Here is a 603-nt window from a genome sequence, read left to right on the forward strand (position 1 = left end):
CCCCAGACTACGCCACCTTTTCATGCCCAAATAATCACCACCACTAAATTTATCCACAATCATGTTAGAAACCAACCGAGGTCTATACGACTTCAATTACTACTATCTGTACCTGTTGCAGTACCTCAGAAGCAACAAGTACGAGGTCGATAACGACCACCCCCAGTTACAAGCCAACTCAATCGCGGCATTGGATGCCTTTGAGGACGCACGCCGGAATGGTGCAACAGTCACTATGGCTGAGGAAGAAGCGATAAGAGTCCTGTTCACAAACATCGGAGAGTCGGAGTACAACATCGTATCCGAGTTGATACTTGAAAACTTCGGCGACACCATTGACCTCGACAGCACCGAAGCGGTGGAATACTGGACAAATCAGGTAATGACCGATATTCCCGACCTTTTTGACGGCTTCGACCGTATGGCAATCGGTCTGGATCCGCTCGACCTCTCCATTATGGAGAATGAGATTGTAGGCAAAATCGTAATCTATCTTTCCGACAATGGCCTACAATAAGTTACAGACCATGCGCGACAACATTGAGGCGATAAGGCTTGCCCTGCGCCTTGATGTTGAACATCGCAACGCGGAAAATGCACTCG

1 protein-coding gene is annotated in these 603 nt (G+C 48.3%); it reads left to right on the top strand.

Going from position 1 to position 603, the window contains the following annotated elements; all coding sequences use genetic code 11:
• Nucleotides 1-61 precede the first annotated feature (61 nt).
• Nucleotides 62-517, top strand: a complete 456-nt coding sequence (locus QZ310_RS13635; RefSeq protein ID WP_297073836.1) for a DUF1896 family protein — start codon at nucleotides 62-64, stop codon at nucleotides 515-517.
• The last annotated feature ends 86 nt before the right edge of the window (nucleotides 518-603 follow it).

The sequence above is a fragment of the uncultured Duncaniella sp. genome, from assembly GCF_910577345.1.
Classification (GTDB): Bacteria; Bacteroidota; Bacteroidia; order Bacteroidales; family Muribaculaceae; genus Duncaniella.

Excerpts from the sequence above, each read along its gene's own strand:
- QZ310_RS13635 (WP_297073836.1), top strand. The coding sequence starts at position 62 with ATGTTAGAAACCAACCGAGGTCTATACGACTTCAATTACTACTATCTG.